The 26124-nt window shown below is 69.6% G+C and carries 25 protein-coding genes; 9 read left to right on the forward strand and 16 right to left on the reverse strand.

Annotated elements, in window-relative coordinates:
• Positions 1 to 27: 27 nt before the first annotated feature.
• The 4 genes from N802_RS08520 to N802_RS08535 are packed head-to-tail and all read right to left on the reverse strand — an operon-like array spanning position 28 to position 3713.
• Positions 28 to 678, reverse strand: a complete 651-nt coding sequence (locus tag N802_RS08520; protein ID WP_035914735.1) for a response regulator — start codon at positions 676 to 678, stop codon at positions 28 to 30.
• Positions 675 to 1964 carry a sensor histidine kinase gene (locus N802_RS08525; RefSeq protein ID WP_156971333.1) on the reverse strand — a complete coding sequence of 430 codons (1290 nt, stop codon included), beginning with the start codon at positions 1962 to 1964 and terminating at the stop codon, positions 675 to 677. The genes N802_RS08520 and N802_RS08525 overlap by 4 nt, the downstream gene beginning before the upstream one ends.
• 13 nt (positions 1965 to 1977) lie before the next feature.
• A complete protein-coding gene (locus tag N802_RS08530) occupies positions 1978 to 2763 on the reverse strand; it encodes an ABC transporter permease (protein ID WP_035914740.1) in 786 nt (261 codons plus the stop codon).
• The gene (locus N802_RS08535; RefSeq protein WP_052109649.1) at positions 2760 to 3713 is read right to left on the reverse strand and encodes an ABC transporter ATP-binding protein; all 954 of its coding nucleotides are present in this window, start codon (positions 3711 to 3713) and stop codon (positions 2760 to 2762) included. Before N802_RS08535 ends, N802_RS08530 begins: the two co-directional genes overlap by 4 nt.
• A gap of 102 nt (positions 3714 to 3815) precedes the next feature.
• Here N802_RS08535 and N802_RS08540 point away from each other — a divergent pair, with 102 nt between their 5' ends.
• From N802_RS08540 to asnB, 4 genes are all read left to right on the forward strand, one after another.
• Positions 3816 to 4679, forward strand: a complete 864-nt coding sequence (locus N802_RS08540) for an SURF1 family protein (protein WP_084072033.1) — start codon at positions 3816 to 3818, stop codon at positions 4677 to 4679.
• On the forward strand, positions 4627 to 5001 hold the full coding sequence (locus N802_RS08545; RefSeq protein WP_425402468.1) for a DUF3817 domain-containing protein: 375 nt from the start codon (positions 4627 to 4629) through the stop codon (positions 4999 to 5001). The genes N802_RS08540 and N802_RS08545 overlap by 53 nt, the downstream gene beginning before the upstream one ends.
• A 43-nt stretch (positions 5002 to 5044) precedes the next feature.
• The gene (gene guaA / locus N802_RS08550) at positions 5045 to 6634 is read left to right on the forward strand and encodes a glutamine-hydrolyzing GMP synthase (RefSeq protein ID WP_211254365.1); all 1590 of its coding nucleotides are present in this window, start codon (positions 5045 to 5047) and stop codon (positions 6632 to 6634) included.
• Between the two features lie 100 nt (positions 6635 to 6734).
• On the forward strand, positions 6735 to 9416 hold the full coding sequence (asnB, locus tag N802_RS08555; RefSeq protein WP_035914746.1) for an asparagine synthase (glutamine-hydrolyzing): 2682 nt from the start codon (positions 6735 to 6737) through the stop codon (positions 9414 to 9416).
• 130 nt (positions 9417 to 9546) lie between these two features.
• Here asnB and N802_RS08560 read toward each other — a convergent pair whose 3' ends face one another.
• Both N802_RS08560 and N802_RS08565 read right to left on the reverse strand, forming a co-directional pair.
• Positions 9547 to 10590, reverse strand: a complete 1044-nt coding sequence (locus N802_RS08560; protein WP_035914749.1) for a lysylphosphatidylglycerol synthase transmembrane domain-containing protein — start codon at positions 10588 to 10590, stop codon at positions 9547 to 9549.
• A complete protein-coding gene (locus tag N802_RS08565; RefSeq protein WP_035914754.1) occupies positions 10587 to 11450 on the reverse strand; it encodes a PIG-L deacetylase family protein in 864 nt (287 codons plus the stop codon). Before N802_RS08565 ends, N802_RS08560 begins: the two co-directional genes overlap by 4 nt.
• 26 nt (positions 11451 to 11476) lie before the next feature.
• On the opposite strand from N802_RS08565, the gene N802_RS08570 reads away from it, so the two are divergent.
• Complete coding sequence (locus tag N802_RS08570) at positions 11477 to 12682, forward strand: glycosyltransferase family 4 protein (RefSeq protein ID WP_245613878.1); 1206 nt, start codon at positions 11477 to 11479, stop codon at positions 12680 to 12682.
• Complete coding sequence (locus N802_RS20815; RefSeq protein ID WP_052109652.1) at positions 12679 to 13365, forward strand: NUDIX hydrolase; 687 nt, start codon at positions 12679 to 12681, stop codon at positions 13363 to 13365. The genes N802_RS08570 and N802_RS20815 overlap by 4 nt, the downstream gene beginning before the upstream one ends.
• A gap of 55 nt (positions 13366 to 13420) precedes the next feature.
• Here N802_RS20815 and N802_RS08580 read toward each other — a convergent pair whose 3' ends face one another.
• Positions 13421 to 13924 (reverse strand): hypothetical protein, encoded by a 504-nt coding sequence (locus tag N802_RS08580; RefSeq protein ID WP_035914758.1) that lies wholly within the window; start codon positions 13922 to 13924, stop codon positions 13421 to 13423.
• 3 nt (positions 13925 to 13927) lie between these two features.
• Positions 13928 to 15511, reverse strand: a complete 1584-nt coding sequence (locus N802_RS08585) for a PspC domain-containing protein (RefSeq protein WP_035914759.1) — start codon at positions 15509 to 15511, stop codon at positions 13928 to 13930.
• 126 nt (positions 15512 to 15637) lie between these two features.
• Here N802_RS08585 and N802_RS08590 point away from each other — a divergent pair, with 126 nt between their 5' ends.
• Genes N802_RS08590 through N802_RS08600 form a run of 3 tightly spaced genes read left to right on the forward strand, consistent with a single transcriptional unit; the run spans position 15638 to position 17971 of the window.
• Positions 15638 to 16891, forward strand: coding sequence for an ATP-binding protein (locus tag N802_RS08590; protein ID WP_245613879.1), 1254 nt, complete (start codon positions 15638 to 15640; stop codon positions 16889 to 16891).
• Positions 16888 to 17604 carry a LuxR C-terminal-related transcriptional regulator gene (locus N802_RS08595; protein ID WP_035914762.1) on the forward strand — a complete coding sequence of 239 codons (717 nt, stop codon included), beginning with the start codon at positions 16888 to 16890 and terminating at the stop codon, positions 17602 to 17604. Before N802_RS08590 ends, N802_RS08595 begins: the two co-directional genes overlap by 4 nt.
• Positions 17605 to 17629: 25 nt before the next feature.
• Entirely contained in the window at positions 17630 to 17971 is a 342-nt protein-coding gene (locus N802_RS08600; protein WP_035914763.1) for a hypothetical protein, read from the forward strand.
• Between the two features lie 42 nt (positions 17972 to 18013).
• Here N802_RS08600 and N802_RS08605 read toward each other — a convergent pair whose 3' ends face one another.
• Genes N802_RS08605 through N802_RS08640 form a run of 8 tightly spaced genes read right to left on the reverse strand, consistent with a single transcriptional unit; the run spans position 18014 to position 25974 of the window.
• Positions 18014 to 19015, reverse strand: a complete 1002-nt coding sequence (locus N802_RS08605) for a quinone oxidoreductase family protein (protein ID WP_052109654.1) — start codon at positions 19013 to 19015, stop codon at positions 18014 to 18016.
• Positions 19016 to 19071: 56 nt separating this feature from the next.
• Positions 19072 to 20136, reverse strand: a complete 1065-nt coding sequence (locus N802_RS08610; RefSeq protein WP_035914764.1) for a sulfate/molybdate ABC transporter ATP-binding protein — start codon at positions 20134 to 20136, stop codon at positions 19072 to 19074.
• A complete protein-coding gene (locus tag N802_RS08615; RefSeq protein WP_035914766.1) occupies positions 20133 to 20915 on the reverse strand; it encodes an ABC transporter permease in 783 nt (260 codons plus the stop codon). Before N802_RS08615 ends, N802_RS08610 begins: the two co-directional genes overlap by 4 nt.
• Positions 20912 to 21772: a molybdate ABC transporter substrate-binding protein gene (gene modA, locus N802_RS08620; RefSeq protein WP_245613880.1), complete on the reverse strand. Its 861-nt coding sequence runs from the start codon at positions 21770 to 21772 to the stop codon at positions 20912 to 20914. The genes N802_RS08615 and modA overlap by 4 nt, the downstream gene beginning before the upstream one ends.
• A complete protein-coding gene (locus N802_RS08625; RefSeq protein ID WP_035914773.1) occupies positions 21769 to 22161 on the reverse strand; it encodes a TOBE domain-containing protein in 393 nt (130 codons plus the stop codon). Before N802_RS08625 ends, modA begins: the two co-directional genes overlap by 4 nt.
• A 38-nt stretch (positions 22162 to 22199) precedes the next feature.
• Entirely contained in the window at positions 22200 to 23057 is an 858-nt protein-coding gene (locus N802_RS08630) for a uracil-DNA glycosylase (RefSeq protein ID WP_052109656.1), read from the reverse strand.
• On the reverse strand, positions 23054 to 24043 hold the full coding sequence (ligD, locus tag N802_RS08635) for a non-homologous end-joining DNA ligase (protein WP_035914777.1): 990 nt from the start codon (positions 24041 to 24043) through the stop codon (positions 23054 to 23056). The genes N802_RS08630 and ligD overlap by 4 nt, the downstream gene beginning before the upstream one ends.
• Positions 24044 to 24090: 47 nt before the next feature.
• Positions 24091 to 25974 carry an HNH endonuclease signature motif containing protein gene (locus N802_RS08640; RefSeq protein WP_035914780.1) on the reverse strand — a complete coding sequence of 628 codons (1884 nt, stop codon included), beginning with the start codon at positions 25972 to 25974 and terminating at the stop codon, positions 24091 to 24093.
• Between the last annotated feature and the right edge of the window lie 150 nt (positions 25975 to 26124).

Genomic DNA, 26124 nt, shown 5'->3' on the forward strand with positions numbered 1-26124 from the left:
GGTGGCCTCGAGCCACCGAGTTTCCGTTCAGCCGAGGATGCCGAGTTCGTATCCGGCAGCGACGGCGGCGGCACGGTCGGAGGCGCCGAGCTTGTCGAAGACGTGCGACAGGTGCGTCTTCACCGTCGCCTCGCTGACGAAAAGTTCCTTGGCGATGGTCCGGTTGGCCATGCCACGAGCCACGAGGACGAGAACTTCGCGCTCGCGGGCGCTCAGGGAGGCCGTCCGGGCGGGGCTTCGCACGTGTGATGCGAGGCGGCTCGCCACCGACGGCGACAGCACGGTCTCGCCTGCTGCGGTCGCGCGGACGGCAGCCACCAGGGTCTCGGGTGGGGAGTCCTTGAGCAGGTAGCCCGCGGCGCCGGCCTCGATCGCGGCGACTGTGTCCGAGTCGGTGTCGTAGGTCGTGAGCACGAGCGCTGCGGCGCGCAGCCCCCGGCGCCCCATCGCTCGCACGGCGTCGACGCCACTCCCACCGGGCATCCGGAGGTCCATGACGACGACATCGGGGTCCAGGGCAGCAGCGAGGTCGACCGCCTCTGGCCCACTCGCCGCCTGACCGACCACCTCGAGGTCCGGGGTCGACGACAGCATGGCGGCCACACCGTCGCGAACGACGGGGTGGTCGTCCACGACGACGATGCGGATCCGCTCTTCGCGTTCGCGTTCCCGGCTCACGCGGCAGCCTCCCGCCCGAGCGCGGGCAGCCGCAGCGAGACGGCTGTGCCGCCGCCCGGTCGCGACTCGACTTCGAGCTCACCCGCGAGTCGCTCGGCCCGCTGACGCATCCCCCGCAGCCCGAACGACGTGGGTCCAGACGCGGCACCGGTGTCGAAGCCGACGCCGTCGTCCCGCACATCGAGGATCAGTTCCCGGTCCTCATAGCTCAACGTCACACCGACCCGATCGGCGCTCGCGTGCTTCGCGACGTTGGCGAGAGATTCCTGCGCGATCCGGATCACCGTGGCCTCGACTTCTGGATGGAGGTGGCGCGCCTCGCCTGTCACGACGAGCGCGGCCAGCGGCGCGTGCTCCGCGTCCCACTCACGGACGAGCCGGGTCACGGCGTCGACGAGCCCGGCCTGGTCCAAAGGCGCCGGTGCGAGGTCCATGACGGATCGGCGCGCCTCACCGAGGGCTTCCCGGATGAGGTCGGTCGCGCGGGCCACGCGATGCCCCTGACTCGGATCTGCACCGGCGGCCTGCAGCTGGGTCAGGGCACCGGCCAAGGTCTGCGCGATCGTGTCGTGGATCTCGCGGGCCAGGCGTTGGCGTTCCTCGTGCACTCCGGCCAGCCGGGCTTGAGCCACCACGGTCTCGTGGAGTTCGGCGTTCTCGGCAAGTGCCCGCTGCAGGTCGGCATTGACGCGTTCGAGTTCGCCGATCGTCGAGGCCTGCTCGACCGTCAGCCGCTTGGTCTCGCCTTCGAGTCGGTCGAACAGCATGAACAGGCCCGAGTGAACCCCGACGAGCGCTCCGAAGATCACCGCCTGCATCCACGACGAGATCGGGAATCCGCCCGACTGCGACCCGGCGATGGTCGCGGCGGCGGCGAGGACCGCAGCCCGCCGGCGCCACCCGGAGAAGGCCTCCGAGACGTCGAGGAAGCCGACCCACGCGAAGAGGGCGAAGAACGGGTTGATCCACGTGAGCGCCAGAGCAAGAACCGTGCGCCCGACGACATGCACCGCCATCCGGCGACGGTCGTGACGCCATTCGGGTCGGCGCAGCGTCCACCACCAAGACCACGCGGCGGCCGAGACCACGAGGACCACCTGGATGGCTGTCCACCCCTGGGTGTCCTTCCCGAACACGCCGGCGGTCACGGCAGCGGCGGCCGTTGCCACGGCGAGCATGAGGAACGGGATGTAGGGCACCGCCCGGCCGAGTCCCCGGTTCGGGACTCGGGCGGACGGGCTCGTCACAACCCCCGTGGAGGCCCGCGACACGTTCGCGTCAGTCACGTGATTCAGCCTCTCACTCCCACCGGAAGAAGCGCGCGGACACGAGGGACAGCACCGCTGCCCAGGCGGCGACGACGATCAGGTGCTTCGGATCCGGGAAGTCCCCGACCATGGCCTGGTTCATCGCCTGGGTCGCCGCCCCGAGGGGCGTCAGTTCGACGATGTCGCGCAGGGCGCCGCCCATGGCCGCCACCGGGAAGTAGACCCCGGCCGTGAACATCGACGCGAAGAACACGACGCTGCCGAGGGCCGTTCCGGCGCGCGCGTTCGGGGCGATGGCCGTGACCACGGCCCCGAGTGAGAACGAGGCGAGCAGGACGAGGACGTACGCCACGGCATACCCGATCCACGACTGCGGGAGGGGAGTGCCGATGACGAGGCGGCCCACCACGAGGACGAGCGCGGACGCCACGACCACGGCGCCCGCGTGCAGCAGCATCTGGGCGATCAGCAGGCTCCACGGACGGACCGGCGTGGTCCGCAGCCGCCGCAGGACTCCCGCCTCGCGATAGGCCCACACGACGGCGGGCATGGCCATCGTCCCCGCCAGGATCATCGACATCACGATGGCGATGGGGCTGTAGATGTCGATTCCCCGGAGCCCGCCGAGCTCGGGGTCGGCCTGCCCGAAGTCCGGGATGAAGCTGAGGATGACCAGCAGCGTCACCGGGAAGAGGACGATCCAGAAGAGCGACCCGAGTTCGCGGGTGAACAGGCGTGCCTCGGCGCGCACGACGGCGGCGGTGGCGGTGGGCGTGGTGGACCTCGTGGCGGCCGTCGTGGCGGTCGTCGTGCTCATGCTGTCTCCAGGGTCAGTGCGTCGGCAGCCAGTGCGTCGGCGGCGAGTTCGTCTGCGGTCAGATCGAGGTATGCCGTGTCGAGACTTCCCTCGACGACGCGCAGTCGCGCTGGGGTCACCCCTTGTGCGGCCAGGGCAGCGAGGACGGCCAGGGCCGACTCCTCGGCGCCCTCGACCACGACGCGGCCGGCGTCGGTCCGGACGGTGGCGACCCCGTCGAGGTCGCGCAGCGCCTGCAGGTCGACCGCCGCGCTCGGAAGGAACGACGTCACCGTGGTGGCGGCGGCGCCCCGGATGAGTCCGTCCGGGGTGTCCAGCGCGAGCACGCGACCGCCGCTGATGATCGCGACGCGGTCGCAGAGGGATTGGGCTTCCTCCATCGCGTGGGTGACGAGCAGCACCGTGACGCCGCTGTCCCTGACGTCGCGGACGAGGCCCCACACCTCGCGGCGGGCGCGTGGGTCGAGGCCCGTGGTGAGCTCGTCGAGGATGACGACCTTGGGCCGCCCCACGAGCGCCAGCGCGATCGACAACCGTTGTTGCTGGCCGCCGCTCAGGGTCCGGAACTGCTTGTCGAGCAGACCGCTCAGGCCCAGGCGCCCCGCGAGCTCATCGGCCGGCACCGGGTCGGGATAGAACGCCGACCACAACTCGAGCGCCTCGCCCACGGTGATCTTGGGCTGCAGTTTGCTCTCCTGGAGCTGCACCCCGACGATCCCCGTGAGGGCCTCGCGGTCGCGAACCGGGTCGAGTCCGTGCACCCGGATCGTGCCCGCATCGGGCGTCCTCAGACCGGCGATCGACTCGACCGTCGTGGTCTTGCCCGCCCCGTTGGGTCCCAGAATTCCGAAGATCTCCCCGCTGAAGACGTCGAGGCTGACGTCGTCCACCGCCACCGTGCTGCCGTATGTCTTGCGCAGCCCCTCCACACTCACCACTGTCTCTGTCATGCGTCCAGCGTGGGTGACCTCGTCCGAGCCCGCATCACGATTTCGGAGGCGCTCGGGTCATCCGATCGGAGGATGCCCAGACGCCGCGGCTACGCTCGCCCCGTGCTTCGTACCGCCCTCAAGCCTCGCAGTCTCGGGCTCCTCGCGGTCGCCATCCTCATCGTCATCGCGTTCGTGCAGCTCGGCCGCTGGCAGCTCGGAGTCGCCGAGGACGAGGCTCTGCGTGAGAACCTCGAGAAGGCTCGGGCCCAGCAACCCGTCGCGATCGAATCGATCCTGCAGCCGCACACGGACTTCCCCAACCACGAGAGCACCAGGCCGGTCTCGGCCACGGGCGAGTTCGGCACCGACCAGGTTGTCGTCGCGAACCGCCGCCTCGACGGGCGCACCGGCTTCTGGCTCGTCGCGCCCCTGCGCGTCAGCGCCACGGGCGCGACCCTGCCCGTCCTGCGCGGCTGGATCGCCTCCCCGACCGACCTCCCCCCGGTGCCGTCCGGAACGGTCACCGTCACGGGTGGGCTCGCTCCACCCGAATCCCCGTATGCCGGTGAGTCACCTCCCGAGGGTCAGCTCGGCTCGATCGACACGTCGATCCTCGTGGGGCGCTGGTCGGGCGATCTCTACAACGCGTTCGTGTTCCAACAGACGGAGGCGCCGGAACCTGCTGCCGGCGACCTCGGGGAGCTCGGGGAGCTCGAAAGGGTGCCCACCCCGTCAGGTGACACGGGATTCAAGTGGCGCAACGCGGCATACGCCTTCCAGTGGTGGATCTTCGCGCTGTTCGCGCTCTATCTGTGGTGGCGGATCGTGCGGGACGAGCAGCGGGATGACGAGGAGGCCGAGGCAGAGGCCCAGGCGCAGGCCGAGGAGGCCGCGCGCGGGGCTGACAGCATCCCGGGTGACAATGGAACGCGTGACCCAGGCGAAGCAGCAGCAGACGAGCACCACGAACACCGTCATCCGTGACGAGCCGGCAGCGCGCAAGGCGCTGACCTTCTTCAAGTGGATGGCGTTCATCGTCGGCGTCGGGCTCCTCGTGCTCGTCGTCGAGATGGTCCTCGAGTACGGCACGTCCATGAAGGGCGAGCAGAACCCCCTGCACTGGTGGCCGCAGCCGCACGGCTTCATCTACATGGTCTATCTCGTGGCGACGGCCAACCTCGGCTTCAAGGTGGGCTGGAGCCTGCCCAAGATGGTCGGCGTCATGCTCGCGGGCTGCGTGCCGTTCCTGTCGTTCTGGGTGGAGCGCAAGGTCGCCGGTGAGGTCGAGGCCCGCCTCGACGCCTGACCCCGATGGGGCGTCCTGAGCGCCCGGTTGGCGCCGGTAGCCTGTGCCTGTGAGCGACACCCCCCACTTGTCCGACCGTCCCGTCCTCGTCGTCGACTTCGGCGCGCAGTACGCCCAGCTCATCGCCCGGCGCGTGCGTGAGGCGAAGGTGTTCAGCGAGGTCGTCCCGTCGACCATGCCGGCCGCCGAGATGCTCGCCAAGGAGCCGGCCGCGATCATCCTGTCGGGTGGTCCGAGCTCGGTCTACGAGGAGGGCGCTCCCTCCCTCGACCCGGCGCTGCTCGAGGCCGGAGTGCCCGTCTTCGGCATGTGCTACGGCTTCCAGGCGATGGTTCAGGCCCTTGGCGGCACGGTCGAGAAGACCGGGCTGAGCGAGTACGGCTCGACGCCCGCGCTGGTCTCCGACACCGAGTCGACCCTCTTCAACGGCCAGCCCTCGGACCAGTCCGTCTGGATGAGCCACGGCGACTCGGCCACGAAGGCCCCCGACGGCATGCGCGTCACGGCGGAGACGTCCGGTGCGCCTGTCGCCGCGATCGAGGACGACGAGCGTCGCCTCTACGGCGTGCAGTGGCACCCCGAGGTCATGCATTCGACCTTTGGTCAGCGGGTTCTCGAGAACTTCCTCCTCCGTGGCGCGGGACTCTCGGGCGAGTGGACGCCGCACAACGTCGTCGAGTCCCTGGTCGAGCAGGTCAAGGAGACGGTGGGCGACAAGCGGGTCCTCTGCGCCCTGTCGGGCGGCGTCGACTCGTCGGTGGCCGCAGCCCTCGTCCAGCGCGCCGTCGGCGACCAGCTCACGTGCGTCTTCGTCGACCACGGCCTGCTGCGCGCCGGGGAGGCCGAGCAGGTCGAGCAGGACTTCGTCGAGGCGACCGGGGTCGATCTTGTCGTGGTCGACGCGAAGGAGCAGTTCCTCGGCGCGCTCGCGGGTGTCACCGACCCCGAGGAGAAGCGCAAGATCATCGGTCGCGAGTTCATCCGCGTCTTCGAGCAGGCCGCTCGTGACGTCGTCGGCTCCGGCGCGCGCGAGGGGCACCCGGTCGAGTTCCTGGTCCAGGGAACCCTCTATCCCGATGTCGTCGAGTCCGGTGGCGGCACCGGCACGGCCAACATCAAGTCGCACCACAACGTCGGTGGCCTGCCTGACGACCTCCAGTTCAAGCTGGTGGAGCCGCTGCGACTCCTCTTCAAGGACGAGGTGCGCCAGGTCGGTCTCGAGCTCGGCGTTCCCGAGGAGATCGTGTGGCGCCAGCCGTTCCCCGGCCCGGGCCTCGGCATCCGCATCGTTGGTGAGGTCACGGCCGAGAACCTCGAGATCCTGCGCGCGGCCGACCAGATCGCGCGGCGTGAGCTGTCCGCCGCCGGGCTCGACCGCGAGATCTGGCAGTGCCCGGTCGTGCTCCTCGCCGACGTCCGCTCGGTGGGGGTCCAGGGCGACGGACGCACCTACGGCCACCCAGTCGTGCTCCGCCCGGTGTCGTCCGAGGACGCGATGACGGCCGACTGGACCCGCGTGCCCTACGACGTCCTGGCCAAGATTTCGACCCGCATCACCAACGAGGTTCCCGACGTCAACCGGGTCGTCCTCGACGTCACGAGCAAGCCCCCGGGCACGATCGAGTGGGAGTGATCCAAGCGTGACCCACCCGCCGAGTCCGCGTTCACGCGAAGGCGCGCACCCGGCATACGCTGTTCCGGTCCCCGAACGCGAGAACTGAGGTCCCCTACGCATGTGCGGCATCGCCGGCTACTACGGCCTGAGCGCCAACGAGGCGCTCCTGAACACGATGAACGACGTCCAGGAGCACCGCGGACCCGACGGTGAGGGCATCTTCGTCGATGGTCCGTGTGGGCTGGCGCACCGCCGCCTCTCGATCATCGACGTCGCCCACGGCCAGCAGCCGATGGCGACGGCCGACGGTCGCTACTCGATCGCCTACAACGGCGAGGTCTACAACTACCTCGACCTGCGTGCCGAACTCGAGGGCCTGGGCCGGACGTTCGAGACCGACAGTGACACCGAGGTCGTGCTCCAGGCGTTCGCGCAGTGGGGGCGCGACGCCTTCGACCGGTTCAACGGCATGTTCGGCCTCGCGATCTGGGACCGCGACGAGCAGCGGCTCACCCTCGCGCGCGACCACTTCGGGATCAAACCCGTCTACGTATGCCGTGTGCCCGCGTCCGAGGGTTCGTCCAGCGCCGAGGCACTCCTGTTCTCGAGCGAGATTCGCCCGATCCTCGCCAGTGGCCTCTACGAGAAGAAGCCCAACGAGCGCTCGATCTACCGCTACCTGAAGTTCCGCGCCCACGAGGACGGCACCGAGACGTTCTTCGACGGCATCGAGCGGCTCGAGCCGGGCGAGATGCTCGAAGCGGATGCGGACGGCATACGCCGAAGCATGTTCACGCGGCTGCGTGAGGAACTCCTGGAACTCGCCGAGGAGCAGCGCCCCTACGACGATGCCGCGGCGGCCGAATACAAGGCCCGCTTCATCGAGGCCGTGCGGCTGCGCCTGCAGTCCGAGGTGCCCGTCGGAACGTCGCTCTCGGGTGGACTCGACAGTTCCGCCGTCGCTGTCATCATCAACCAGCTCATCAATGAGGGCGACAAGCGCACCGAGTCGGTCGGCACGCAGCAGAACACCTTCAGCGCGGTCTTCCCGAACTCGATCAACGACGAGGAGCGCTACGTCGACGCGGTCCTCGAGATCTGCAAGGGCCACGTCGACGGGCACAAGATTCTCCCGACGCCCGAGGAGTTCAAGGCCGACCTGCGCGACTTCGTGCGCACCCAGGAGGAGCCGCTCATCTCGAGTGGTCCCTATGCCCAGTTCCAGGTGATGCGCGAGGCGACCAAGCACGTCACCGTCCTCCTCGACGGCCAGGGCGCCGACGAGATGATGGCCGGCTACATCCCCTACTACGCGGTCTACCTCAGGCAGCTGCGGGCGCAGGGCGCCAAGGCCGCGGCCGCCGAGCTGAGCAAGTCACTCGACGTGCTCTTCCGGCTCGGGCGCTTCCGCGTCAAGGCCAAGCTCAAGGGCCGCAAGGACGTGCCGGTCACGTCGCTGCTCAACCCGGCGTTCACGTCGAAGTGGACCGACGAGCGGTTCCCCGTCGAGCAGTCCCACCTCAAGAAGCGCCTCATCCAGGACCTGTTCCACAACAGCCTGCCGAGCCTGCTGCGCTACGAGGACAAGAACACGATGCGCTTCTCGCTCGAGGGGCGCGTGCCGTTCCTCGACAAGGAGGTTGTGAAGTTCATCTTCAGCCTCACCGACGAGGCGATCATCAAGGACGGCTGGAACAAGCGCATCCTGCGCGACGCGACCCGCGGTCTGCTGCCCGAGTCGATCAACCGTCGCCGCAACAAGATCGGGTTCACGACGCCGCAGTCCGAGTGGTTCATGCGGCTCAAGAACCACTTCTACTCGATCTTCCTCAGTGAGTCGTTCGCCAACCGCCCCTACTTCAACCAGACCGAGGTGCTCCACGCCTTCGAGGGCTGGATCAAGGGCAGCAACAACTCCGACACCATGATGTTCTGGCGCTTCATCAACCTCGAGCTGTGGCTGCAGGAGTACTTCGACGAGGAGCCGCAGGTCGACAAGGCCACCGCCCAGGCGGCGCCGAAGTCCGACGTCGAGCCCAACGCCGGCAAGTCCCTCGACATCACCACCGAGCGCGGCGAGACGGTGCGGCGCTACCCGATTCGCACGGAACTGTTCGCCAAGGACGACGATCTCGACGCCAAGGTGCTCGCCCGGATCGACGAGTTCTTCGAGACGCTGCCGACGGCGGGCGCCGAGCACGACGCCGCGACCAAGGGCCGTTGGTACCTCTTCATCTCCGAGAAGATCATCGCCATCACGCAGGGTCGCTCGTTCTTCGTCTGGGACATCAAGGTCGGCAAGCCGGCCCGGGTGCTCTCGAAGTACGTCACGCGCACGCCTGCGGGCATCGGGCTGGGGTCGCCTTTCACGATGCAGCTCGCCATCGAGGAGGCCGGTCTGCCGCGCGTGCTTTATGCCGCCGCCGGTGGTGCCGTGGGCAAGGCGATCGGACGCAAGGGGCTCTTCTACGAGCTCGTCGGCAACCAGATCGCGGCCATCGACGGCCCGACCGAGTACTCCGCCTACCCGTCGAACGTCTCGGCCAAGCTCGCGCCCAAGGACCCCGACCAGGTGGCCGCCCGCCTGTCTGCAGGGATCCGTAGTCGGGTGCCGGCGGCATACAAGGACTCGTTCGCCGGGACGATCGTCATGGACGCCAACGACATCGGCCGCAACGTCCTCGGCAGCGATGTGCCTGACGACAAGGCGCGGTTCGAGGAGATGTTCGCCGACAACCCGCTGGGTCAGGGCAGCGAGCAGACTCCCATGGCCTTGGTTTTCATCCAGGACACCGACTGACCGCCCTTTCTCACCACTGATTGCTCGTTCGGCCAGTTCGTCGTTGCCCTCCTCACTGTCCGCCCTTTCTCACCACTGATTGCTCGTTCGGCCAGTTCGTCGTTGCCCTCCTCACTGTCCGAACGAGCAATCAGTGGTGTGCGGCTTCGGCGGCCTCGACCTCTTCGGGTGCGGCCTTCGGGCTCATCGACCAGGCCAGCCAGCCCAAAGCCCCCAGCGGCACCTCCATGAGGTGGGTGAAGATCGAGAAGAGGAAGATGCCGGACATCGCTTCCGTTGAGGGGGCACCCCAGGCAACGAGAGCAGCCACCGAGGCGATCTCCATGACACCGACGCCACCGGGTGTGATGCCGACGGCAGTGAGCAGACGCCCGATCGCGAATGCCGCGAAGAGAATGCCCAGCGGCAACATGTCGACGCCCACTGCCCGCATGATCAGGACGAACAAGACGTAGTAGAAGCCGAAGAACCCGACCATCCCGAGGGTCATCTGCAGCCAGCCGCGACGGACGACCTCGTTGATGCGGTTGCGCATGTCGGTGACGAGTTGGTCGATGCTCATGGTCCGGTTGCGACGACGGAAGAGGGGGGCGAGAAGACGGTCGAGACCCTTCCCGATCGCTTGGGCGGAACGTTCGCTCGCCAGGATCGCGACGAACACCCCCAAGATCGACAGCCCGGTCAGTGCCCCTCCCCACGCGAGGCTGGTCAGTTCCCTAGGAAGACCGTCGTTGCCCCACCACAGCATGACGATGGCGACGATCGGCAGGGCAATGCGGGCCAAGGTGTTCCACACGCCCGTGACGATCGCCGAGGTCGAGACGTCGCGGTTCTTGAAGCCCCACGACCGCAGGATCGTGTAGGTCGCCGCGAGGCCGACGGCCCCACCGCCCGGGAGCAGGTTGCTCACCGACGATCCGCAGATGTTGACGATGAATGCTCGCCAGTGGCTCAGCCCAGGGAGTGACCCGGTGAAGGTGAACGTGTAGCAGCCCAGTCCCAGGAGCACCAGCCCCAAGAATCCGAGCCCTTGCCACCAGGAGACCGTCTCGACGTGCGCGAAGACGTCGCCCCACGTGGTCTTCGCGACTTTGGGAAAGCCCCAGACGAGGAGCACGACGGTGAGTGCGAGCCCGATGACGACTCGGATGACCTGCTTCGCTCGCCGACTCATGGCAACCCCTCAAAAACATCGTTCCGTATGCCGTCCCCAGCCTTCGAGCCCCGTGTCACCGTTGCGTCCGGGTCGCGGAACCATTCGCGACCGAAGACGACGTCATAGAGCGGGCGGGGGATGCGCAGGAAGGCGGCGAGTGTCCGGTCGCCACCCTTCGACCCGTCGGTCGACGCCTGCGAGGCGTGCGCCCGCATCGAGGCGCGCTTGGCGGCGATGTGCTTGCGGACGCTGATGCGGTGCGTGATGTCGGCGCGGGCGGTGAACGCGCGCTCGAACGTCGTCGGGTCGAACTCGGGCGGGAACCGGTAGACCTTGCCGACCAGCCGCACGGCCCGAGCGATCGCGTCGCGTGGGACGGTCGCCTCGAGGACCCGAAGTTCCTGCGAGTCCGTCGCGGCGCGGGCGATCTCGGCGGCCCGTGCCCCGACCTCGTGGACCCGCATGTGGTCGCGGTGGCCATAGCCCCCTGCCGCGTCATAGGTCAGCAGCACGTCGGCGCGCTCGGTGCGCAGGATCCCGGCGAGGCGTTCGGCGGCCTCCTCGACCGACGCGCGGCAGAAGCGCACCTGGCCGGGCGGGTCCGGGGGAATGGGCCCGTCGAGCCCGGAGTCGGCGTAGCCCAGCCACTCGACGCGTGCCACCCCCAGCGCATCCGCGGACTCGCGTGCCTCGGCCAGACGGACCTCGGCGAGCCCTTCGTAGTCGTCCGACGCGAGTCCGAGGGCGCCGTCGGTGGCAATGACGAGGACGACCCGGTGCCCCTCGGCGGCGGCCTTGGCCATGGTGCCGGAGGTCAGGAGGGCCTCGTCGTCGGGGTGGGCGTGGAAGGCCACCAGCGTGCGCGTCATCGTGTCCATCCTGACGCATGGCAAGGTTGACGCTCGTGAGGGTCGCCCTGTTGTCGGACTGCTATCTGCCGCGCCTTGGTGGGATCGAGGTCCAGGTCCACGACCTGGCCCACCACCTCGTCATGGCAGGGCACGACGTCGAGGTCATCACGGCCACGGCCGGTGAGACCCGCGAGCACACCACCGAGACGGAGCAGGTCGTCGCGCCCGGGTCCGATGGGTCTCAGAACGGCACCGTCACCGTCCACCGGCTGCCGCTGCCCATCCCGGGGGCTCCGCCCATCAACCCGTTCGTCAAGGACGAGGTCCGCGAACTCCTCACCCGCACCCCCTTCGATGTCGCGCACGGCCACATGGGGGTCGTCAGCCCCTTCGCGACCGACATGATCGGCGTCGCGCTCGAGGCGGGTCTCCCCACCGCGGCGACCTGGCACTGCGTCATCGACCGCAGTGCACCGGTCTTCCGCGCCCTCGGGCACGCGCGACGCTGGGGTGAAGCCGGGGCGGCCCTGTCGGCCGTCTCGACCATGGCTGCCGAACGCGTCGCCCTCATCACCGGTGACGACTCCGCGCGAGCCACCGTGAAGGTCCTCAACAACGGCATCGACGTCGCCCAGTGGCGACCGTCCATCAGCCCCAGCCCCAGCCCCAGGGCCGACACCGTGGCACCCGCGGACGACGGTGTGGTGCGGATCGTCAGCGCCATGAGGTTCGTGCAGCGCAAGCGGCCGGGTGCGCTTGTCGACGTGCTCCGGGCGGCACGCGAACAGCTGGACGCCAGCGCTCCGGGCACCATGCTCGAGGCCCACCTGGTCGGCGACGGTCCCCAGCGTCGCCTGATCGCAGCTCAGCTCGAGCGGCACGGCATCGACTGGATCCACCTTCCCGGCCGGGTCACGCGCGAGCACCTGCGCGAACTCCACTGGCGCAGCGACATCTATGTCACGACGGCACGGCTCGAGGCCTTCGGCATCGCCGCGCTCGAGGCGCGCACGGCCGGCTTGGTCGTCGCGGCCCGGGCGGGCACGGGAGTGGAGGACTTCGTCACGGACGGGCGCAACGGCATACTCCGGTCCTCCGACGACGACCTCGCGACGGGACTCGCGCAGCTTGCCTCGCGGCCCGACGAACTCGCGCGCCTGCGCGCCCACAACGTCGGCTCGCCGCCGGCACAGTCCTGGGACCGCGTTGTCGAGACGACCCTGGCCGAATACGCCCGAGCCCAGCGAGGTGCGTCGTGATCGACATTGTGGCGCTGCAGGCGGATCGAGAGGTCGTGCGCTTCGCGCTGGAGCACGGCGCCGACCCAGCGACGGAGCTGGCAACGCGTGGCTGGTCGGGTCGAGCCGTGTCGGCCACTCGGACCTCATCGGACGACCTCACGATCACGTATGCCGTCCGACCCGGTTCCGTTGCCCAGGCGCCTCTGCGGGACGTGCCGCACGACGACGACGTCACGCTCGACGATCTGGCCAATGTCGTTCCGTACCAACGCATTGCCGCGTATGCCGTCGTGCGCAGTTCCCGAGGAATTCTTGCGACCGAGCTTTCGGCCAGAACCAATGCGGCCGGCTTGTGGAACCTTCCGGGTGGCGGTCTCGATCCCGGCGAGGACCCCGGCGCCGCCGTCGTGCGCGAGGTCCACGAGGAGACCGGTCAGCATGTTGTCGATGTCCAACTCCTCACGGTGATGACGCGTCACTGGGTGGGGCGCGCGCCGAGCGGCCGCGTCGAGGACTTCCACGCGGTGCGCCTCTTCCACACGGCCCACTGCCCCGAACCGACCGACCCCGTGGTGCACGATGTCGGCGGTTCGACGTCCGCAGCCCTGTGGGTCCCCGAAACCGAACTCGCGAACCTGCCGCTGGCGCACTCGGTCCCCGATGCCCTTGCCGCTGCCGGCGTGGCGTTGCGTCCGCTCTGAATATCTCCCCCTTCCGCGGTGCCGCCTTCACGACGCACGTCAGGGACGGCTCAGCTCAGCTCCTGAACCGCTGACCACGCAGGCCCGCGAGCCCGAGAACGACGAGCAGGACGCCCGCTCCGACCGCGGTGACGGGTCCGGCGATGTCCCAGCGGATGTCGAGATCGGCGACCTGCGTGACGAGCACCGCGATCGCGACGAGCACACCGATGAGACCGATCACGGAGGTCGTCGGAGCCGGGCCGGACTTGTACTCCGGCACCGCCGGCTGCGTCGAGGCCGCTGCATACGGAGATGCGGGCGGTGGCGCGTACGGCTGCGTGGGAGAGGGGTCCACGGGCCTGGAGTCCTGGTCGGACACCGGCTCCGACGCCGGCGCGGACGCCGGCTCCGGGTGGTCGGACGGGCGAGAGGGGGCGTCGTCCGACTCGTCGAGGAAGGTCTCGAGGGTGGTGTCGTCGTGCTGAGGCGTGTCGTTCGTCGGTTGGTCGGTCGTCGGATCGTCGTCCTTGGGGGCGTTCCGGGGATCGCCGGGCATGGGTGCGTCGTGCTGGCTCATGGGTCAGCCTTCCTGGATGGTGATCTCGCCGAAGCGGAGGTCGGCGCGGACGATGACGTCGGGGGTCCCTGACCCGAGGTTGAGCGTGACGGTCTCGCTGGGCCCGTCCTGGGCGCCGTTGTCGCGATCGGACACCCCGCCCGGCAGGTTGCCGCGCACCTGCACCTCGCCGAACTCGGTCTTCGCGCGGATCTGCGCGTTGACGCCCTGCGGCACGATGATCGTCATCTCACCGGCGCCCTGCCGGATCTCGACCTCCTGGGGCACGAGCGGGGCGGCGCCCACGCTCGGGGCCGGGGGAACGGGGCTGGGGGTGGGAGCCGGGACGGCGGGCACGGAGGCGCCGGGTGCCGGGGCGCTCGGCGCCACACTCGGAGTCGGAACGGGCGTCGGGGTGGGGCTGGGCACGGTGGCCGGCGGGTTCTCGAGGGACGAGAAGAGCGGTCGAAGGTCGATGGTCAGCTCACCGGCGCCGTGGTCGTAGCCGGTCACCGTGGACGACAGGGCCGGAGTGAAGAAGCGCACGCCGCGGTCACCTTCGAGGACCTGCTCGCCGACACCGACGCTGGCTGCGCCGACACCGAGGACGGTGACGACCGCCGCCGACAGGAGACTCCGACGGCCGCTCAGGCCGATGATCATCGTCGTGAGAGCCGAGGCTCCCAGGGCGAGGATGAGCCCGAACAGTTCGGGCGAGCCCGGGAAGTCCACGGCGTCATCGAGGAGGAGGCCAGCGGTGTAGCCGAGGATCGCGAGTCCGAGGGTGAGAGCAAATCCGGCGAACCCGGCCGTACGGCGACGCGGTCGCGGTGGCGGCGGCGGGGCCAGGGGAACGTGCGCACGCGGGGGAACGGGTGGGGCAGGCGGCGGCTGCCACGCGGGCGGCGCACCAGACGGTGCCTCGGCGGACGTCGGTGCCTGGGCGGACGTCGGTGCCTGGGCGGACGTCGGTGCCTGGGCGGCCATCGGCGCCGCTGCGCCTGTCGGCGCGTCCGTGGGGGCAGGAGCTCCGGGCGTGCTGGAGGCAACGGACGCATACGGCGCGGGAGCTGCGGTCGGCACGTTCGCGGCATACGTGCTCGTCCCGGAGGCACCCGCGGTGCCTTCGAAGGTGGTCCACGACGATCCGGCGACCCGCCCCTTGTTCTGCTCGTGGCGCCAGAACAGGAAGCCGATCAGCGCGAGCACGATGACGCCCCAGCCGATGAAGAAGCCGTCCTGGCCGAAGACGATCGCCGCGAAGACGATGACGGCGATGACCGACAGGATGATGGCACCGGTGGCCTCGCCCCCGCCGCCGCCACTCACGGCGTCGCGCGCCATGATCCGACCCCCCTCGTCAGGCATGAACAGCCAGGCGAAGAGGTAGATCACGATGCCGAAGCCGCCGAAGAGCGTCAGGGCGATGAAGGCTGCCCGGATGAGGACGGGGTCGACGTCGACGCGACGGGCGATACCTGCTGCGACTCCGGCGAACCACTGGCGCGACCGGTCCCTGCGGAGCCCGGTCGAGGAGATGTCGTCCCAGAACCGGTTGGCCTGGGACGGAGTCTGGATCGACTCGTCGGAGTGAGGTGTCTGCGTCATGCCACCAACACTGGCTCACGCACCGACTCGCTGCCATGAGGTTTTACCCTGACGACTCCCTGAGGGGACCCCCAAGGCACCCTTGCAGCGGTCACCCGAGCGACGAACGTGCGTCAGGATGGGGGTGTGGCCACGCCGTACGAACGCCTCAGGGAACAGAGCGCGGACCCCCAGCCGGGTCGTCCGCCGCTGACCCGACCCCTTCAGGGCCGCTTCATCGCTGGCGTGTGCGCAGGGATCGCCGAGCACCTGGGCGTGAGCCGCCGCTGGGTCCACATTGCGTTCGTGGTCCTTGCCGTCTCGGGTCCGGGCATCCCGATCTACGCGTTCCTCTGGGCCTGTACCCCGTCGAGCGACCTCGGTGGCGAGGCGCGTGAGCCCGGCGCCCTGCGGGCAATGTCGGGCCTCGGCGAGTCGCGCTGGGGCATGTTCGTGGCCGCCGGTGGCCTCCTCGTCCTCGTGGGCACAGTCGTGGGGTTGCAGTTCGCGGGGGTCGATGTGCGGGCCGGCATCCTCCTGCCGCTGCTCCTCATCGCTGGGGGCGTGGCGGTCGCGTGGTCGCATCTCGACGACGCCGAACGCACCAAGTGGCTCGGCACCCACCATCAGGACCGTGGCCTGCTCGTCCTGCGTCTTGCTCTGGGCACGACGATCGCCGTCATCGGCATCCTCGTCCTCACGATCCGGGGCAACTCGTTCGCGGCGATCGGGGACGCCCTGCTCGCGACCCTCGCCGTCCTCGTCGGCACCGTCCTCATCGCGGCGCCGTGGGTGGTGCGGCTGTGGCGCGACTACCGCGAGGAGCAGGAGGTCGCGGCCCGCGCCAACGAGCGCGCCGACATCGCCGCCCACCTCCACGACTCCGTCCTCCAGACGCTCGCCCTGATCCAACGACGCTCGCACGATCCTGCGTCGGTCACCCAGCTGGCCCGCGCCCAGGAGCGCGAGCTTCGCTCGTGGCTGTATGCCGGCCCCACCGGTTCCGACGAAACCCTCGCCACTGCGGTCACGGCCGCCGCCCACGACGTCGAGGACCACAGTGGCGTCGTCATCGACCTCGTCGTCACCGGGGATCGGCCGCTCGAGGAGCACGGCACCGCGCTCGTCCGAGCGATGCGCGAGGCCATGCTCAACGCGACCCGGCACGGGAAGCCGCCCGTGACGGCATACGCGGAGATCGGTCCCTCGGGAGTCGAGGCGTTCGTGCGTGATCGAGGCGAAGGCTTCGACATTGCCGAGGTTCCCGAGGACCGCTTGGGTGTGCGCGCCTCGATCCTCGGCAGGATGGAACGACACGGCGGGACCGCCCGGGTGCGCCGCCGTGAGGACGGAACCGAGGTGGAGCTCACGCTGCCGCCTCTCGAAGGAGACGAGTCATGAGTCAGCCGACGCAGTCCCAGCCCAGCACGCCACGGACAGGACCCGTCCGCATCGTCCTTGTCGACGACCACCGGATGTTCCGCACCGGCGTGCGGAGCGAACTGGCCGAGGAGGCGGCGGCCGCCATCGAGATCGTCGGTGAGGCGCCGGACGTCGAGGCCGCCGTCAAGGTCATCCGTGAGACGAAGCCGGACGTGGTGCTCCTCGACGTGCACCTGCCCGGCGGCACGGGCAAGGGGGGCGCCGACGTCATCAACGGGTGCGTCGGCGTCGAGACCGAGGCGGGCGCGCCGGTGCGCTTCCTCGCGCTGTCGGTGTCGGACGCCGCCGAGGACGTCATCGCGGTCATCCGTGCCGGTGCGCGCGGCTATGTCACCAAGACCATCACCGCGCGCGACCTGGCGACGGCGGTGCGTCGCGTGGCGGACGGCGACGCGGTGTTCTCGCCGCGCCTGGCGGGGTTCGTCCTCGACGCGTTCGGCGCGGCCGCGGGTGAGATCGCCGAGGTCGACGAGGAGCTCGACCGGCTCTCGGCACGCGAGCGGGAGGTCATGCGGCTCATCGCGCGCGGCTACCAATACAAGGAAGTCGCCAAGGAGCTCTTCATCTCGGTCAAGACCGTCGAGACGCACGTCTCCTCGGTGCTGCGCAAGCTCCAACTGTCGTCACGGCACGAGCTCACGGCCTGGGCGATGGGGCGGCGGCTCGTCTAGGAACACGCCCGGTTAGCCTCGGCGCATGGATCTCCTGAAGACCCTCGTCCTCGTCCTGCATCTCCTCGGCCTGCTCGCGATCGTCGGCAGCGTCGTCATCCGACGCGGCGTGCCCACGCCGGCGCTGGTCTGGGGTGCCCGAGCGCAGATCCTCACCGGGCTGGTGCTCGTGGGACTCGCCGAGGCCGGTGACGGCGACGTCAACCACATGAAGATCGGCATCAAGCTCCTCGTGGCGCTCGCGGTGGCCGCGTGCGCCGAGATCGCGGCCGCGCGCGAGCGTCGTGGTGAGGGCAACCCCAACCTCGTCCACGCGGCCGGCGCGCTCGCCGTGGTCAACGCGCTCATCGCGTCCCTCTGGAACTGAGCGGGGTGGTGAGCTGCTCCCTGACTTTCAGGGGCATCTTCCTCAGGGGATGAGGAGCAGCTTGCCCTGCGTGCGGCGGCCTTCGAGATCGGCGTATGCCGTGCGCGCGTCACTGAGCGGATAGCGCCCGCCCACCGTCACCTGGACCTCGCCGGACTCGATCCACGCGAAGAGCTCGGTGGTGCGGGCACGGAGTTCGTCCGGCGTGGCGACGTAGGAACCCAGGCTCGGTCGGGTGATGAAGAGTGAACCGAGCTTGTTGAGTCGCTGGAGGTCGAACGGCGGCACCTGACCGCTCGCGCCGCCGTAGAGCACCATCATTCCTCGGGGGCGGAGGGACTCGAGGGACGCGTCGAAGGTGTCCTTGCCGACGCCGTCGTAGACCACGTCGACGCCAACGCCATCGGTCAGTTCACGGACGGCGGCGGCGAGGTCGTCGACCTCGGAGTAGTTGATGAGGTCGTCGGCGCCGCGCTCTCGAGCGGTCTCGAGCTTCTCGGCAGAGCCGGCGGTGGCGATGACCCGCCCGCCGCGCTTCTTGATCATCTGGGTGAGGAGCTGTCCGACACCACCCGCCGCGGCGTGGACGAGGGCCACGGTGCCCTGCTGCACGGCATACGTGCTCGTGCTGAGGTAGTGCGCCGTGAGTCCCTGGAGCATGGCGGCAGCCGCGATCTCGAGGTCCACATTGGGTGGGACCTGGACGAGCTGGGTGTCGTCGACGAGCGCGTAGGTCTGTGCCGACGCCCGTCCCTGACCCCAGGCCACGCGGTCGCCGACGACGAAGCAGTTGACGTTCTCACCGACCGCGACGACCTCACCGGCACCTTCGCTGCCAAGGACGAACGGCGTGTCCATCGGGTAGACACCCGCGCGCTGGTAGGTGTCGATGAAGTTCACACCGGCAGCGGCCACCCGGACGAGAACCTGACCGGGACCGGGCTCGGTCACCGGTTGGTCGCGGACCTCGAGGACGTCGCCGTCCCCGTGGTGGGGCACGACGAGGGCGGGTGCGGATTCGGGCAGGTCGGAACCGGAAGGCATCACCTCAGGCTAGGCGACACACGCCCAGCGGGCACAGGTGGCTCATGGGGCATGGCTCACGCGGGGTGCAGGTGGACCTCGGTGGCCTTGACCGAGAGGACGACCCGATCGCCGCGTGTCAGACCGAGCTCGGCCACGGCGGCAGCGGTGATGTCGGCACTGAGCAGGTCGGTGCGCACCCGCACGACATGACCGTGCGGCTCCAGCTCGACGATCGTGGCGTCGAGCGTGTTGCGGGGGCTGCCGTGCGGTGCCTCAAGGTGCACGCTCACCGCCGACGGGGCGACCACGGCCGCGGCGCGGCCTCCGTCGGCGATGGGCACCTCGGTGAGGCCGTGGAGGAGGCGACCGTCCGGCATACGGAGGGCTTGGCCGTGGGCGACCCCGCGCACGAGGTTGAGTCCGGCGAAGCGGGCACCGAAGTCGCTCCTGGGGCGGCTCAGCACGCGGGTCGTCTCGCCGGAGTCGACGATGCGACCGGCATCCAGGACGGCGATCCGGTCGGCGAGCAGCGCGGCGTCCAGCACCTCGTGGGTCACGAGGATCGTCGTGCGCGAAGCGAGGACGCGGCGCAGGAGGTCACGGATCTCGGGAGCGGACTCGACATCCAGCGCGGCGAGGGGTTCGTCGACGAGGAGGACCTGAGGCTCCGTGGCGAGGGCTCTCGCGATGGCAACCCGCTGCTGCTGGCCGCCGGACAGTGCGCGCGGACGACGATCTCCGTATGCCGTCATGCCCACCTCTGCGAGCCACCGCTCGGCGTCGTCCCGGGCCTGGTTCTTGCTTCGCCGCACGTGGCCGCCGCGGGAGCGCGGGCCGAAGGCGACGTTGTCGCGCACCGTGAGGTGGGGGAAGAGTCGGGCCTCCTGGGCGAGGAGCGCCATGCCGCGGTCGTGCGGGGGAACCCACGTGCCGCGGGTGCCGTCCGTGGTGTCGGACAGGACCCGATCGGCGAGGCGCACGGTTCCCTCCGGTCTGACGAGACCGGCGAGGGCCGCGAGGACGGTGGACTTGCCGGCACCGTTCGCGCCGAGGAGAGCGAGGGTTTCGCCGGGATGCACTGTGAAGTGCACCTCGACATCGCGGTCCGCGACGCGGAGGTCGGCGCTCAGCGCACTCATGCTGTCCCCTCCGCGAGCGAGTCTCGGCGGCCCCGGGTGAGGCCGATGATGAGCACCGCGACGGCGACGAGAACGAGGGAGAGGGCGACGGCAGCGCGGGGGTCGCTCTCGCGCTGGAGGTAGATCTCGAGGGGGAGCGTGCGTGTCGTGCCCTGGAGTGAGCCGGCGAACGTGATCGTCGCGCCGAACTCGCCCAGGCAGCGGGCGAACGCGAGGATCGTTCCGGAGGCAAGTCCGGGAAGAACCAGGGGGACCGTGATCCGGCGGAAGACCGTGCCCGGGCGGGCGCCGAGGGTCGCTGCGACCTCCTCGAAGCGCGTCCCGGCAGTGCGCAGGGCGCCTTCGACGCTGAGGACGAGGAACGGCATCGCGACGAACGTCTGGGCGATGACGACCGCGGTGGTCGAGAACGCGATCTCGAGCCCGAGGACCTCGAGGGTGCTTCCCAGGACCCCTCTCCGACCGAACGCCTGGAGGAGGGCGATGCCGCCGACGACGGGTGGGATGACGAGCGGCAGCAGGACGAGCGATCGCAGGGCGGTGGTGGCGGCCCCCGAGCTGCGGGCGAGGACTGCTGCGAGCGGGATGCCGAGGAGCAGGCAGAGCAAGGTGCTCACGGCCGCCGTCCGAAGGCTCAGGAGGAGAGCGTCCGTCGACGCGTCCGACGTGACGAGTGCACCGAAGTTCGCCCAGTCGACGGTGAGCGCCATCGCCACGATGGGTACGGCGACGAGCAGTGCACCCAGACCTGCCGGGAGCAGGAGCCAACGAGGGATCATGGCGCGGCGAAGCCGGCGTCCCGGAGCACCTTCTGACCGTCGGCACCGGTGATCGCGGCCACGAACTCGTCGGCAAGGCCCGCATCCTTGGCGCTCTTGAGGGCAGCGATCGGGTAGATGTTGATCGCCGACTTCGCCTCGGGGAAGTCGATGCCCTTGACCTCGGCGCCCGTGCTGGAGGTGTTGGCTCCGGCGACATCCGTCACGTAGACGAGGCCCGCGTCGGCCTCACCCGACCGCACCTTGCCGAGGACGTCGGTGACGGACTGCTCCTCGCTCACGGGCTTGATGTCGATGCCGGCGGACTTCTCGACCGAGTTGGCGGCCGCCCCGCACGGAACCGCGGGTGCGCAGAGGACGACCTTGGCGTCGGCCCTGGTGAGGTCGGTCAGGGTCGCGATCCCTGCCGGGTTGTCGGCGGGCACGACGATCTGGAGGGTGTTGGACACGAACGGCGTGGGTGTCTCGACGACGAGCGAGTCGGCGACGGCCTTGGCCATGGTGGGTTCGTTGGCCGTGGCGAGCACGTCGGCCGGTGCTCCCTCCTGGAGCTGGGCCACGAGGCCGGAGGAGCCGCCGAAGCTGAACCTCACCGTCACGCCGGGGTGAGCCTTCTCGAAGGACTCGGCGATCTCCTCGAACGGCTTCTGGAGCGACGCGGCGGCGAAGACGGTCAGTGTGCGTTCTTGCGCCGGGGATGAACTGGACTGTGTCGCAGTGGAATTCGCGTCCGAACGCGTGTCGGCCGCGCCGCTCGCGCCACAGGCGCCGAGGACGAGAAGTGCGCAGGCAGCGGCAGCGGTGCGGACGGCATACGAGATGGACTTCGAGGGGAGCAGCTGGGTGATGACGTTCACGGGGTCTCCACGATGACGGTCGTCGACTTCACGACGGCGACGGCTACGGAACCGAGCTCGAGTTCGAGCTCGCGGACGGCTTCGCTCGACATGAGCGAGACGACACGGAAGGGGCCGCACTGGAGCTCGACCTGGGCCATGACCTTGTCCATGGTGATGTCGGTGACGAGCCCGACGAAGCGGTTGCGGGCCGAACGGCCGACGCTCGACGGGTCGGCTGCGGCGCGCGACTGCTCGCGCGCGAGAAGGGCGACGGCATGGCCGTCGACGACCTTGCGGCCGGCGTCGTCCGTGACTGCGTCGAGGGCCCCACTGTCGACCCAGCGTCGGACGGTGTCGTCACTGACGCCGAGGAACATGGCGGCTTCAGAAAGGCGCATCTGCGGCATAAGGAACACCCTATCCCCGCAGGTGCGGAGTTCGAGCGTCAGGGCCGCAGGCTGAGCAGGGCGTCGTCGAGCATGCCCGGGGTAAGGCGGCCGGTGTAGGTGTTGTGCGGGCTGACGTGGAAGCAGCCGACGAGCCGGACGGGGTGGCCGGTGGGGGTGTGGAGTGTCGTCTCTGTCAGGTGGCCGAACTTCGGCTTGGGTTTGGGAACGGTCCAGCCGAGGGTTGTCGTTGCTGCGAGGACGCCGTTCCAGCCGATGGCGCCAAGCGTCATGATGACCCTCAGGTGGTCACCGAGGAGTTCGAGGTCGCGCCCGAGCCAGGTCGCGCACGTCGCCTTTTCCTGCGCTGTGGGCTTGTTCTCGGGTGGGGCGCAGCGAACCGCCGCCACGATCCGTATGCCGTTCAGCGCCAGGCCGTCTCCAGCGCCGACCGAAGTCGGCTGGTTCGCGTACCCGGTGCGGTGGAGGGCGGCATACAGGAAATCGCCGGAGGCGTCACCGGTGAACATCCGGCCGGTGCGGTTGGTTCCGTTGGCGGCCGGGGCGAGGCCGACGATGAGGGTGTCGGCGGCGGGGTCGCCGAAGCTCGGGCCGGGTCGTCCCCAGTAGGGCTCGTGGGCGAAGGATGCCCGGCGGCCCTGTGTCGCAACGCTTTCGCGCCAGTCGACCAGCCGTGGGCAGGCGCGACAGACACTGACGCGGGCATCCAGCTCGCCGAGGGTCGGTGCGGTGCGGGCGAGTTCGTGGACGGTCGCTTCGTCGTGAGCGACGGGTGTGTCGGGGGCGGCAGGATCGCCCGGCCAGCCGGAGCCCGGGGGGACGGGAGAGAGGAAGGGGTCGCCCGTGATCGGATGCGGATCGGGGCCGACTCGAACGACGCCGTCTTGTGCGGTCACGGCTTGTCGCCGTCGTCCTCTGGCTCCGGCGGGGTGTCCGCTCCCTCGCGTTCGTCACGGTCGGCCCAGTCAAGGAGGGGCGCGATGTCGAAGACGTGCTCGTCGATGTCGGCGTGGAGGTCGCCTAGTTTCTTGAAGCGCTTCGGGACGGTCGCGATGGTGCAGTCCTGGGGCTCGACATCGTCGATCTCGTCCCAGGCGATCGGGGTCGAGACGGTGCCGATCGTGTTGCCGCGCACCGAGTACGCGCTCGCGATGGTGTGGTCGCGCGCGTTCTGGTTGTAGTCGACGAAGACCGCCGCGGGGTCGCGGTCCTTGCGCCACCACGTCGTCGTCACGTCGTCGGGGGCGCGGCGCTCCACCTCACGAGCGAAGGCGAGGGCGGCGCGGCGTACCTCCTGGAAGCCGTGGTCGGGCGCGATCCGGACGTAGACGTGGAGTCCGTGGCCGCCGCTCGTCTTGGGGAAGCCGGTGGCGCCGAGCTCGTCGAGGACCTCGTGGGCGACGTGGGCGACGCGGCGGACCCGGTCGAAGGGCGCCTCGGGCATCGGGTCGAGGTCGATCCGCCACTCGTCGGGCTGCTCGGTGTCGGCGCGGCGGCTGTTCCACGGGTGGAACTCGACGGTACTCATCTGCACGGCCCAGACGATGTGGGCGAGGTCTGTGGGGCACAGCTCGTCGGCGTGGAGCCCATATCGCGGGAAGTGCAGCCGCACTGTCTCGAGCCACGGGGGAGCGCCGCGGGGGACCCGCTTCTGGTGGACCTTCTTGCCGTCGACGCCGTCGGGGAAGCGGTGCAGCATCGTCGGTCGCTCGCGCAGGGCGTTGAGGATCCCGTCGCCGACGGAGATGTAGTAGTTCGCGAGGTCGAGCTTGGTCTCACCCCGCTCGGAGAAGTAGATCCGGTTGGGGCTCGACAGCTTGATCTCGTGGCCGGCGACGTCGAGATAGACCGGTTCGCCGAACTCACCCTTGCGAGAGGCCATGCACGACACGGTATGCCGTCCCCTCACGTTTGTCGGGCGGCTGCACCTCAGAAGGGGATGGGCTGAGGTGGTTGTGGTGGTCGGGGTGGGAAGTCGACGAGGATCTGGTCCACGAGACCAGCGCCGAATTCGAGCGTTCGGTCGAGGTCGACCCTCGGCGGTGGGCCGCCGATGATGTTGCCGTCGAAGTCGTAGACGGTGGGGTAGGCCCGGGGTCGGGCCTTGTCGGGGCCGCCGAGGAGTTCGATGAGTTCCTCTTCGAACGTCGTGGGGATGTCGATGCCGCCGGTGTGGTCCGCGGTCGAGGCCACGCGGGTCCGGGTCGCATCGCGGCGGGTGTGGCCGGCGGTCACGAGGTGAAGGTGGTCCACCGGCCGCGTCGTGGTCTCGAGCCCGGTGGGGTCGGACCAGGTGACGCGCCCGTCGGGGTGCAGTTTCGCGGTCCAGCCGTGGCGTTGCTTGATCCGGTGGTGGCGTCGACACAGGGCCATGAGGTTGATCGGTGTCGTGGAACCCGCCGGCCACGGGCGGACGTGGTCGAGGTCGCACTGCCGGGCGGGCACGGAGCAGCCCGGGAACCGGCAGCCGCCGTCACGCAGGCGGACCAGGCGGGCCATCGGATCCGGGACGCGGTAGGACTCGCTGAAGTCGACGATCTCGTCCGCTGTGCTTGCATCGCGCGGGGTGCCCGTGCCGGTCGTCCCAAGGGAGCCCGCACCAACGGAGCTCCTGGTGTCCGCGGGCGAGGACTCTGCTCGTTCCTCTGCTCGTTCCCTCGCGCGGTGGCGTCGTCGGGCTGCCTCTTGCCCGCGGGCAAACGCTGCGGGCACGTCACCGTGGAGGAGGGCACCGGTCTCGGTGTCGCAGGTCAAGTCCCGCTCCGGGTCCGAGGTCCCTGCGTTGTCGAGCCACTCTCGGGGCACGAACGTCGTCCCAGGAACACCGAGTCCGCCCACCTCGACAAGGTCCTGCGCTGTACCCGCCGTGGAGGCCTTGTCGGTGGATGCCGGGGTGCGCTGTTCGTCGGTCGCGGACGCAGAGTTCGGTTCGCTGGCCCCGTCCGCAGCGTCGGGCTCGCCTGTCCCGGTCGTGGAGCCCTGTTCGCCGGTCCCTCTGGCTTCGCTGACATCGCCAGTGGTGTCGTCGGCGGCGCGGGTGGTGTGGACGACGACCTTGACGTCGGAGTGCTCGAGGATCAACTCCATCATCGCGTCCGCGCGGGCCAGCTCGAGGCTGTCGGCCAGGCCCTCACGGACACGTTGACGGGCGCGCTCCGTCACGGCAGCCCAGGCCGTCCGGGCGTCCTCGACGCGGAAGTCACCGCGCCAGTGGTCAGTGCCATGGACCCCCGTGCGCCGGGTCAGCCCTCGACGGGCCCGGGCGTCCTCGGCTTCGGCGGCGACCGCGTCCGGGTCGACCTGCGCCGCCGTCCGGGCAAGGAGCTGGCGCAACGGACCCGTGGTCAGTCCTCGCCACAATGGCTCCACCCGAGCGACGACCTCTGCTGCGGACTCGGGGGACAGGAAGTCGGTCTCCTCGGTCACGACCCGGGCGCGTTGCTCGTCGAGGTCGCCGGACGCCATCGCATCCACGACCGCCGGGGTCCGCACCATCTGTCGGATCGCGTCCAGAATCCGGTTCGTCGCGACGTGCACAGACACCCCCAGGCGCGGTGCCACCAACTCCGGCCCATCCAGGCGTTGGTGGCCCAGCCCGTGGTGCACTTCGACGCTGGTGCCGTCCTCCTGCAGGTGTGACTCCCGCGCGGACAGGTGCGCCAATGCCACGGCTTGGCGTGCCGACGCGGCGTCCTTCTCGCGTTGGGCCAGCTCAATCACGTCGAGGAGCTCCTCGGAACTCAGCTCGGCAGCGGAAGCCCGCAACGCGGCATACCGGCCCTCAAGGGCGGCGGTCGCGGCGTGGGGTTCCATGGCCTCAATCTAGTCGAACGTCAGTTCGACAGTCAACGGTTTGAGCCTACGCCCTGGGCTGAATTCTGAACTGGCGCAACTGAATTCGCTCCCGCAGCCGCCTGGCCCAGACTGCTCCGAATTCATCCTAGGAGCCACCTCTGACAGTCA

The organism is Knoellia sinensis KCTC 19936 (genome assembly GCF_000768705.1).
Classification (GTDB): domain Bacteria; phylum Actinomycetota; class Actinomycetes; order Actinomycetales; family Dermatophilaceae; genus Knoellia; species Knoellia sinensis.

Coding starts and splice junctions, on each gene's coding strand:
- N802_RS08610 (WP_035914764.1), bottom strand. CDS start 20,136: ATGAGTGCGCTGAGCGCCGACCTCCGCGTCGCGGACCGCGATGTCGAG.
- N802_RS08600 (WP_035914763.1), top strand. CDS start 17,630: ATGGATCTCCTGAAGACCCTCGTCCTCGTCCTGCATCTCCTCGGCCTG.
- N802_RS08605 (WP_052109654.1), bottom strand. CDS start 19,015: ATGCCTTCCGGTTCCGACCTGCCCGAATCCGCACCCGCCCTCGTCGTG.
- asnB (WP_035914746.1), top strand. CDS start 6,735: ATGTGCGGCATCGCCGGCTACTACGGCCTGAGCGCCAACGAGGCGCTC.
- N802_RS08615 (WP_035914766.1), bottom strand. CDS start 20,915: ATGATCCCTCGTTGGCTCCTGCTCCCGGCAGGTCTGGGTGCACTGCTC.
- N802_RS08565 (WP_035914754.1), bottom strand. CDS start 11,450: ATGGACACGATGACGCGCACGCTGGTGGCCTTCCACGCCCACCCCGAC.
- N802_RS08580 (WP_035914758.1), bottom strand. CDS start 13,924: ATGAGCCAGCACGACGCACCCATGCCCGGCGATCCCCGGAACGCCCCC.
- N802_RS08560 (WP_035914749.1), bottom strand. CDS start 10,590: ATGAGTCGGCGAGCGAAGCAGGTCATCCGAGTCGTCATCGGGCTCGCA.
- N802_RS08585 (WP_035914759.1), bottom strand. CDS start 15,511: ATGACGCAGACACCTCACTCCGACGAGTCGATCCAGACTCCGTCCCAG.
- N802_RS08535 (WP_052109649.1), bottom strand. CDS start 3,713: ATGACAGAGACAGTGGTGAGTGTGGAGGGGCTGCGCAAGACATACGGC.
- N802_RS08640 (WP_035914780.1), bottom strand. CDS start 25,974: ATGGAACCCCACGCCGCGACCGCCGCCCTTGAGGGCCGGTATGCCGCG.
- N802_RS08530 (WP_035914740.1), bottom strand. CDS start 2,763: ATGAGCACGACGACCGCCACGACGGCCGCCACGAGGTCCACCACGCCC.
- N802_RS08625 (WP_035914773.1), bottom strand. CDS start 22,161: ATGCCGCAGATGCGCCTTTCTGAAGCCGCCATGTTCCTCGGCGTCAGT.
- N802_RS08595 (WP_035914762.1), top strand. CDS start 16,888: ATGAGTCAGCCGACGCAGTCCCAGCCCAGCACGCCACGGACAGGACCC.
- ligD (WP_035914777.1), bottom strand. CDS start 24,043: ATGGCCTCTCGCAAGGGTGAGTTCGGCGAACCGGTCTATCTCGACGTC.